Raw genomic sequence first — 8,625 nt, 5'->3', positions numbered from 1 at the left:
GGAGCTGTCTGCTGGCGGGGGTGCTGGTGGCGGCACTGCTCGCGCCGGTCGTGGTGGGCAGTGGTGTGGCCGCGGGGAAGGTGGCCGCCACCGCGGCCGGCATCTCCCCGGCGTCCCTGGACGGCCAGACGCCGCTGGTCACCACGGTCACCGACCGTAACGGGAACCCGATCGCGACGATCTTCGACCAGTACCGGCTGCCGCTGTCGGCGAACCAGGTCCCGACGACGCTCAAGGCCGCGATCATCTCGATCGAGGACCGGCACTTCTACACCGAGCACGGCATCGACCCGACCGCGGTCCTGCGCGCGCTGCTGAACAACCTCGACGGCGGCCCGACCCAGGGCGGCTCGACGATCACCCAGCAGCTGGTGAAGAACTACCTCATCAACGTCGTCGACCGCGACGACCCGAAGGCGCAGGCGGCGGACCGGGCCGACACGCTGACCCGCAAGATCCGGGAGGCGCGGTCGGCCGTCGAGCTGGACCGGTCGACCAGCAAGGACGACATCCTCACGGACTACCTGAACGTGGTCGAGTTCACCGGCCGCGTCTACGGCGCGGCCGCCGCCGCGCGGGCGTACTTCGGCGTGGGCGTCGACGAGCTGAACGTCCAGCAGGCCGCGATGCTCGCCGGCATGGTCAACAACCCGACCACCTACGACCCGTACGACCACCCGCAGGCCACCCTCACCCGCCGCAACCAGGTCATCGACGCGATGGCGGACACGGGCTCGATCACCAGGTCCGCGGCGGAGGAGGCGAAGAAGACGCCGCTGGGCGTGCTGCCGGACGGCCCGAACGTGCCGACGAGCACGTGTGCCGGAGCCGCGCCCGACGCCGGGTTCCTGTGCCAGTACGCGTTGACCTATCTCCGCTCGGCCGCCGGGCTGTCCGGCGACCAGCTCGCGACCGGCGGCTACACGATCCGCACGACGCTGGACCCGGCCGTGAGCCAGGCGGCGAAGAACGCGGTCGAGGCGAACGTGCCCACCACCGCCGACGGCGTGGCCAACACGATGGCGGTCATCGCGCCGGGCAGTGACCGGCACGAGGTACTGGCGATGGTCGCGAACCGGAACCTCGGCACCGACGCCTCGCGGGGCCAGACGTCCAGCAACATCGTGGCCGAGGTGTCCGACCCGTTCGGTGCCGGCTCGGTGTTCAAGATCTTCACCGCCGCGGCGGCCGTCGAGTCCGGCAAGGCGGACCTGGACACGCCGTTGCCCAACCCGTCGACCGGCTGCTTCGCGCTGTCGGGCGGCCGGTGCTACACCGTGCACAACGACGGCGGCTACCCCGACCCGATCACGCTGGCCGACGGGCTCGCGACGTCGCCGAACACCGCGTTCGTCGGGCTGGAGACGAGGGTCGGCATGCCGGCGGTGCTGGACATGGCGAACCGGCTGGGCCTGCGCACCACGCTGGCGGCCAACGACGCGGGGAAGAAGCCGGACGCGTCTTCCGACGACCCGCAGCGCGGCGAGCCGCAGTCCAGGTACTTCCTGGACAAGCCGTCGTTCACGCTGGGCAACAGCCCGGTGAGCCCACTGGAGCTGGCGAACGTCTCCGCGACGCTGATGTCCGGCGGCACCTGGTGCCCACCGGACCCGATCCAGACGGTGACCGACCGGTTCGGCAGGGCGGTCACGGTGAAGACGCAGGCGTGCGAGCAGGCGGTGTCCCCGGACGTCGCGAACACCGTGGTGGCGGGCCTGAGCAAGGACACGACCGAGGGCACCTCCGCGGCGGCCGCGCGGGCGGCGGGCTGGACCCGCCCGGGCATCGGCAAGACCGGCACCACGCAGACGAGCGAGTCGGTCGCGTTCGTCGGCGGGGCCGGCGGGTACGCGGTGTCGTCGCTGGTGTTCGCGGACGGCTCCGAGCCCGGCACGCTCTGCCCGGGGCCGCCGGTGCACATCGGCTCCTGCGGCCACGGCGCGTTCGGTGGCACGGTCGCCGCGCCACCGTACTTCCGCGCGCTGAACACGCTCCTGGGCAGGAGCTGACGTCGGCCGCGGCCCGGGTGAGTGCCGGCGGGAGTCCCGCCCGCACCCGCCGCCGGCCGGGCCGCCTCTACCGCCGTCGTGGCGCTTGCCCGCCTCGCGGGCTCAGTCCTCGTCGCGGGGCGCGAAGATGTCCTCCTCCAGCATCTTCGAGATCATTTCCGTGCGGGACGTGACGCCGAGTTTTCCGAACACGCGACGCAGGTGCGACGACACCGTCCAGGCGCTGATCCGCAGCTCGGACGCGATCGACTTGTTCGGTAGGCCCTTGGCGACCATGCGGACGATCTCCAGCTCCCGCGGGCTGAGCGCGGGCAGCGGTGCCCGCGTGGTGGGTTTCGTCTTCACCAGGACGCAGCGGACGCCGTCCACCTCCATGTCCAGCAGGACGTCGGTCAGCTCGAGGAAGCCCTTGAACGGCTCCGGGTTCTCCTTCGCCGCGACGACTTCGTCGATCAGCTCCCGAACGCGGCGCGATGGGGTGCTCGCCATCATGTCGCGGGTCTGTACCTGCACCGAGATCCTCCCCTCGGCCCCCCGGCCCTCCCGGTGGCGACACCTGTGCGGCTCGTTGCCCGGGACACAGGCAATATCGTAATCAAGCGCATGATCGTGTCACCAGATTTTTGTACGTCACGCGAGCATCCGTCGTCCGAACGTACGAGTGCCTGCGGCGGGCGCCGCGGGTGGTATCCCGCGATCGGCTGACCGGCCTGGACTAACGAAGATCACTGGGTTAGCGTTTCCCTGGGTTGGGGGACTGGGGGACACCTGTGGGGCATCTGGTAAACGAGCGTCCACTTTTCTTCCCGGACGTCGAGAACCTCGTCGTGACATTCCTGAGAACGCGCGTGGAGCTCGACGGTGTCTCGGTGGGGGTGACGCTGCCGCCCGATTTCGACGGCAGCGGTCGGGCGGTCGTGGTCAACCGGCTCGGCGGCGCGTTTCTCCAGGACGACTTCCTCGACGACGTGCTGGCCCTGGTCGACACCTACGGCGGCGACAAGGCGACGGCGCACGCGGTGGCGAACGCGGTCCGGGGCGTGTTGCCGCTGCTGGTGACCGCCGACCACGCGGACGGCGTCGTGGTGAGCGATGTGGAAGAGAACCAGGGCCCCTGCTGGTCGCCCGACCGGCGGCACGACAACGCGAACCGTTACGTGATGCGTTACCGGCTGGTGGTCCCCGTTCGACCCGTTTCGGCCTGAACAGGAGAGTCACATGGCTGGACTGAACGCGAGCGAGATTCGAGTGGCGGGCACCGGGACCATCTACGTCGCGCCGGCGCACACGGTCTCCCCCGCCGATTTCACCAAGGGCTGGGACGCCCCCTGGGTGAACCTCGGATATACCTCCTCCGACGGCGTCAAGTTCGTGAAGAAGGACAAACTGGATCCGGTCGACACATGGCAGTCCGTGGCGCCGATCCGGTACGTGTTCTCCGACCGCGACTTCTCCGTGAAGTTCTCGCTGCTGCAGATCAACGCGGACACGCTGCCGTTCTTCTTCAGCGCCGGCGTCAAGGCGGCGGGCACGACGTCGTTCGAGATCGCCGCCGCACCCGCGGTGGACGAGCGCGCGCTGGGCATCGAGTTCAGCGACGGCCCGAACGTGACGCACCGGTTCTACATCCCGCGCGGCGCGGTGACCGAGACCGACGAGACGTCGATCACCCGCACCTCGGCGATCAAGCTCGGGGTCACGTTCACCGCGCTCACGCCGATCAACGCCCGGTTCGAACCCCTGGCCGCATGGACGATGAAGCCGCCGACGACCGCGACCGAGGCGCCGGCGGAGGAAGACCAACACGCGTAGGGGGAGAGGGACAGCGATGGGCCGGTACGACGTCAACGCGGCAAGAGCACAGCGGCTCGAGGCACGCGGTGAGCGCTGGGAGTTCGAGCTCGACGGGGAGCCGTTCTGGCTGCCGACCGAGCTGCCGAGGAAGGTCGTGCGCGAGCTGGCCGACCTCGACCAGTCCGATCTGGACGGTCTGCTCACGCTGCTGCTCGGCGAGGAACAGGTCAAGCGCCTCGACGACCACACCGTGAGCGTGCAGGACATCCAGGCGCTGCTGGAGGCGTACGGCCGCGACACCGGTATGACACTGGGGGAATCCTCGGCCTCGACGCGCTCCTGACCGAGCACGGCGAGGCCGTGGAAGCCGACCTGCTCCGGTTCTACGGGGTGGACCTGCTCGACTACCACCGCGGCACACTGTCCGCGCGCCGGGTGCGCGTGCTCATCGAGCACCTGCCCCGGGACGCGGCGCTGGTGCGTGAACTGCACGGCGAGACCGCCGAGTGGGGTCTGACCGAGCACCTCCTGGCGGCCGCCGTCGACGAGCTGGCCGCCGGCAACTGGCTGTTCGTCACGGCCAACCGCGACGAGCACGCCGAGCCGCCGGAGCGCCCGCAACCCGTGCCCCGCCCGGGAATCGAGGTGCAGGAGGCACCCGCGGCCACACCCGAGCAGCTCGCCGCGTTCTTCGGAGGGGGTTCGTGACACAGCCGGCGAGCAGCATCGCGGCCGAGGCCAGGGCCGCGATGAGCGCGGTCGTGGCCGACGCGCGGGCCGCCGCGGGCGAGTTGGTGGCGAGCGTGCGGACCTCCGCGATCGGCGCGGTCACCGACGCGCGGACGGCCGTCAGCGGGTTGATCACCGGCGTCCAGCAGTCGGTCACCGCCGCGGTGGCCGGCGCCGCCAACCAGATCTCGCAGGACTTCGCCGCGCACGTCAACGACGAGCTGACCGAGATGACGGCCAAGTTCAAGGAGACCCACCCGGCCGTCACCGGCGCGGTCACCGACGTGGTCGGCTACGCGGACGCGGTCAACACGGCCGCGACGGCGGTGCAGAACACGGTCGGCGAGGTCAAGAACGCGGCCGGGGCGATGAAGGAGCTGCCCGGCGCCATCAAGGACATCCGCACGGGCTTCAAGGACGCGGCCAGCGAGGCCGGTGCGCTGGGCCGGGACCTCAAGCAGTTCGGCGCCAGTGCCCCGGGCGCGGTCCGCGACCTCGCGTCCTCGTTGAACGGGAACCTCAGGAGCGCGTTCAACGCGGCCCGCGAGGGCGCGACCAACGCGGCCGGCGCGGTCGGCAGGTTCGCCAGCAGCGCCAAGTCCATGGCGGGCGACGCGGCGGCCGCGGTGCGCAACCTGGTGCAGCTGGCGGCCAGCTACGCACGTGCCGCGGTGCAGGCGGCCGTGGCGGCCGCCCGGACCGTCGCGATGGCCGTGGCACAGCGGGTCGTCGCGGTCGCGACCAGGGCGTGGGCGCTCGTCCAGGCACTGCTGAACGCGGTGATGTCGCTCAACCCCGTCGCACTGATCGTGATCGCGATCGGGCTGCTGGTCGCCGCGATCGTGTTGGCGTACAACCGGAGTACGACGTTCCGCACCATCGTCAACGCGGTGTTCACGGCCGTCAGGAACGTCGTCGTCGCCGCGGTGAACATCATCCGCAACGTCGTCGCGGTGGTGTGGCCCTACATCGTGAAGGTCATCCAGGTCGCCGTCACGGTCATCCGGACGTACATCACCACCTACTTCACGATCATCCGGCTGGTCATCACCGCGGTCTGGACCGCCATCCGCACCGTGATCACCGTGGCGTGGCAGGTGATCGTCACGGTGGTGCGGACCTACGTCAACACGATCCGCACGGTGATCACCGCGGTCTTCACCGCGGTCCGCACCGTCGTCTCGGCGGTGTGGAACGGAATCCGCGCGGTCATCACCGGTGCGGTGAACGCCGTGGTGAACGTGATCCGCGGCATCAGCCGGGTGGTCGGCATCGTCAGCGGTGCGTTCAACCAGGCACGCAACGCGGCCGGCAACGCGATCTCGGGCCTGGTCGACTTCGTGCGCGGCCTGCCCGGCCGCGCGCTCGGCGCGCTCGGCAACATCGGCCGCAGCCTGTACGACAAGGGCCGGGACCTGATCCAGGGCTTCATCAACGGCATCCGGGACATGGCGGGCGACATCGTGTCCACCATCAAGAACTTCGTCATCGACAAGATCCCCGGACCCATCAGAAGCGCACTCGGGATCAGCTCGCCGTCCCGCGTGATGGCCGAGTTCGGCCGGAACATCGGCGAGGGCCTGGTGGTCGGCATCGAGGCCGGCGGCGACAAGGTGGCCGAGGCGATGACGAGGCTGGTCCCGGTGCCCAGGGCCGCCACGGTCCGGCCGGCGTTCGCCGCGGTGGCCGCGGGTGTCGGCGGGTCGACCGCCGTCCAGGCCGCCCGGGCCGCGGTCGCCGCGCCGGTGACGGTCAACGTCCACCCGCGCGCGGGCCAGTCCGAGTACGAGATCGGGCGCATCGCCGCCCGCGAGGTGGCATGGGCGGCGAAGACGTCATGAGCGCGGCTCGCGGAGCGGATCATCGGGCACGGAAGGACCGTCGGCCGGCCCCTCGGAGCCGGCGAGCAGAGGGTGGGGCGCGGTCGTGAGCGAACCGTTGGTACTCCCGGTGTTCACTGTGGACGGTTGGTCCGGCAACGCGGTCGACGGTGACGGCGTCGAGTGGTGGGTGACCAAGGAGGACGGTTGGTCGAGCGGCCCGGACCTGCGGCTGTCGCTGGCCGACCGGCCCCAGCGCGACGGCGGGTTCGACGCGGAGTCCTTCCGCTCGGTGCGCGTGATCACCCTGGAGGGACTGGCGATCGCGCCCGACGCCGAGACCAGGGAGCGGGCCAAGGACCGCATGAGCGCGGTCCTCGCCGACGGCTCCAAGCTGACCGAGCTGACCGTCCAGGAGCGGACCCTGGCCAGGCGCGCCCTGGTCCGGCTCTCGGCCGGCACCAAGGTGGTCGACAGGAGCCCGTACACCTTCGAGTTCTCCCTGCAGGTCACCGCGCCCGACCCGCTGCGGCAGGGGATCGAGGTGCACACCGCCACCTGCGGCCTGCCCCGCCCGGGTCCCGGCGTGGACTTCCCGCTGGCGTTCCCGTTGCGGTTCGGCGAGCCGGCGAGCGGGTCGCTCGGCCTGACCAACGCCGGCACGGCGACCTCCTGGCCGCTGTGGACGGTCACCGGTCCGTGCGACCAGCCGGTGATCCGCAACGACTCCACCGGGCAGCGCCTGGCGTTCGGGCTGCGGTTGTTGGACGGGGACACGCTGACCGTCGACGTGGCCGCCCGCACGGTGCTGCTGGGCGGTGCCTCCCGGCGCGCCGCGCTGCTGGCGAGGTCGACCTGGTTCGGTCTGCCGCCCGGCAGCACGACGGTCGGCTTCGACGCCCTGGACTCGGCCGAGTCGGGCACTCTCACGGCAACCTGGCGTGACTCGTGGATCTGAGAGAAGGGGGACCTCGATGGCCGAACGCCATCCCGGCTGGGTCAACGACATCGACGCGCCCGAGGCGCGGCTCGCCACCGGCATGCTCGTGGCCGCGCAGGGGGTCGGTGACACGCTCGACCCGCTGCGGGTCCGCACCGGCATCCGTGACGGGCAGGGCTTTCCCGGGCTGGTCGCGCTGGGCACGAACAAGGTCACGGTCAACCCGTTCCAGGCCGTGCTGGCCGACCCGGCCAAACCTTCCGACGGCCCGTACCTGGTCACCATCGACGCGGCGAAGGAGCTGTCCCTCGGTGCCGCGAACGCGTCCCTGTACCGGATGGACCTCGTCGTCGCCGAGGTGGTCGACGGCGACCCCGGCTTCCAGGTCACCGTCTACGCGGGAGAGAACAGCGCGAGCGCGACACCGCCCCGGCCCGCCGTGACCAACCCGCTGTCCCTGGTGCTGGCCGAGATCACGGTGCCACCGCCGACCGTGGGCACGGCGTCGCTCAAGGACACGCGGCGGTTCACCGCGGCGCTCAACGGCATCATCCCGGTGCGCAACGAGGCCGACCGGCCGCCGAACCCCTACGGCAGCATGGTCATCATGCGCCTGGACACGAGGGTGATGGAGGTCTACAAGGGTGGTGTCTGGATCCCGTACCGCCCGCCGCGTGGCAGCGTCGACGGCTGGCACCCGCCGGTCAAGTGGCAGAACGGGTGGTCCAACTACGGCGGTGGTTACGCGGAGGTCGGCTACACGATCACCGAGGACGGCTGGGTCAGGCTGCGCGGCCTCATGAGGGGTAGAGTCGTCGACGCTACCCAGTCGAAACCCGCTTTCCAACTCTCGAGCAGCCCGGTCAACTACTGCCCGAAGGCGCACCACCTCTTCGTGGTGGCCACGAACCTGTCCGGGGTGAATCCCCAGATCGGCAGGGTCGACATCACGGCGGACGGCAACGTCTACGTCTTGAGCGGGAACAACGGCTGGGTGTCGCTCGACGGCATCTCGTTCGCCACCTACTGACCATGGGCGCCGTCTACACCTACCTCATCGCGGACCTGCGCAGCGGGCAGATCCTGGACGAGCTGCCGCTGTCCGGGGTGACGTTCGACAAGAAGCTCAACGACACCGGGAGCCTCCGCGCCCAGCTGAACGTCGCCGACCCGGTGATCCGGCGGCGCGAGCCGCGGCTGCTCACCGAGCCCGGCCGCACCGCGGTCTACGTCGACCGCGACGGCGACCTGCTGTGGGGTGGGATCGTCTGGACCAGCCGCTACTCGGGTGCGACCGGCGTGCTGGAGCTGGGTGCGTCGGACCTGCTGTCCT

The 8,625-nt window shown here is 70.7% G+C and carries 9 protein-coding genes and 1 pseudogene; 9 read left to right on the top strand and 1 reads right to left on the bottom strand.

The window, feature by feature from the left end; translation table 11 throughout:
• Nucleotides 1-8 precede the first annotated feature (8 nt).
• Entirely contained in the window at nucleotides 9-2,009 is a 2,001-nt protein-coding gene (locus ACJ73U_RS45750) for a transglycosylase domain-containing protein (RefSeq protein WP_407784074.1), read from the top strand.
• Between the two features lie 102 nt (nucleotides 2,010-2,111).
• On the opposite strand, the gene ACJ73U_RS45745 is transcribed toward ACJ73U_RS45750, so the two are convergent.
• The gene (locus ACJ73U_RS45745) at nucleotides 2,112-2,522 is read right to left on the bottom strand and encodes a helix-turn-helix transcriptional regulator (RefSeq protein ID WP_407784073.1); all 411 of its coding nucleotides are present in this window, start codon (nucleotides 2,520-2,522) and stop codon (nucleotides 2,112-2,114) included.
• A 314-nt stretch (nucleotides 2,523-2,836) separates the two neighbouring features.
• Between ACJ73U_RS45745 and ACJ73U_RS45740 the strand changes: the two genes are divergently transcribed.
• The 8 genes and pseudogenes from ACJ73U_RS45740 to ACJ73U_RS45705 all read left to right on the top strand — a co-directional run.
• Complete coding sequence (locus ACJ73U_RS45740) at nucleotides 2,837-3,214, top strand: hypothetical protein (protein WP_407784072.1); 378 nt, start codon at nucleotides 2,837-2,839, stop codon at nucleotides 3,212-3,214.
• A 13-nt stretch (nucleotides 3,215-3,227) separates the two neighbouring features.
• Nucleotides 3,228-3,821 carry a phage tail protein gene (locus tag ACJ73U_RS45735; RefSeq protein ID WP_407784071.1) on the top strand — a complete coding sequence of 198 codons (594 nt, stop codon included), beginning with the start codon at nucleotides 3,228-3,230 and terminating at the stop codon, nucleotides 3,819-3,821.
• 16 nt (nucleotides 3,822-3,837) lie between these two features.
• Nucleotides 3,838-4,146: a hypothetical protein gene (locus ACJ73U_RS45730; protein WP_407784070.1), complete on the top strand. Its 309-nt coding sequence runs from the start codon at nucleotides 3,838-3,840 to the stop codon at nucleotides 4,144-4,146.
• 17 nt (nucleotides 4,147-4,163) lie between these two features.
• Nucleotides 4,164-4,511 (top strand): hypothetical protein, encoded by a 348-nt coding sequence (locus ACJ73U_RS45725; RefSeq protein ID WP_407784069.1) that lies wholly within the window; start codon nucleotides 4,164-4,166, stop codon nucleotides 4,509-4,511.
• Complete coding sequence (locus ACJ73U_RS45720) at nucleotides 4,508-6,373, top strand: hypothetical protein (RefSeq protein WP_407784068.1); 1,866 nt, start codon at nucleotides 4,508-4,510, stop codon at nucleotides 6,371-6,373. Before ACJ73U_RS45725 ends, ACJ73U_RS45720 begins: the two co-directional genes overlap by 4 nt.
• Nucleotides 6,374-6,458: 85 nt before the next feature.
• Nucleotides 6,459-7,310: a phage distal tail protein gene (locus ACJ73U_RS45715; RefSeq protein ID WP_407784067.1), complete on the top strand. Its 852-nt coding sequence runs from the start codon at nucleotides 6,459-6,461 to the stop codon at nucleotides 7,308-7,310.
• A gap of 16 nt (nucleotides 7,311-7,326) precedes the next feature.
• A complete protein-coding gene (locus ACJ73U_RS45710) occupies nucleotides 7,327-8,322 on the top strand; it encodes a hypothetical protein (protein WP_407784066.1) in 996 nt (331 codons plus the stop codon).
• Nucleotides 8,323-8,324: 2 nt separating this feature from the next.
• Nucleotides 8,325-8,625: pseudogene (locus ACJ73U_RS45705) on the top strand (hypothetical protein); the annotation flags it as partial.

The organism is Actinophytocola sp. (genome assembly GCF_045807065.1).
Lineage (GTDB): Bacteria > Actinomycetota > Actinomycetes > Mycobacteriales > Pseudonocardiaceae > Actinophytocola.
The sequence above is the reverse complement of the archived record's forward strand: the minus strand, read 5'-3'. Positions and strand labels throughout refer to the sequence as shown.

Excerpts from the sequence above, each read along its gene's own strand:
- ACJ73U_RS45730 (WP_407784070.1), top strand. The coding sequence starts at position 3,838 with ATGGGCCGGTACGACGTCAACGCGGCAAGAGCACAGCGGCTCGAGGCA.
- ACJ73U_RS45735 (WP_407784071.1), top strand. The coding sequence starts at position 3,228 with ATGGCTGGACTGAACGCGAGCGAGATTCGAGTGGCGGGCACCGGGACC.
- ACJ73U_RS45710 (WP_407784066.1), top strand. The coding sequence starts at position 7,327 with ATGGCCGAACGCCATCCCGGCTGGGTCAACGACATCGACGCGCCCGAG.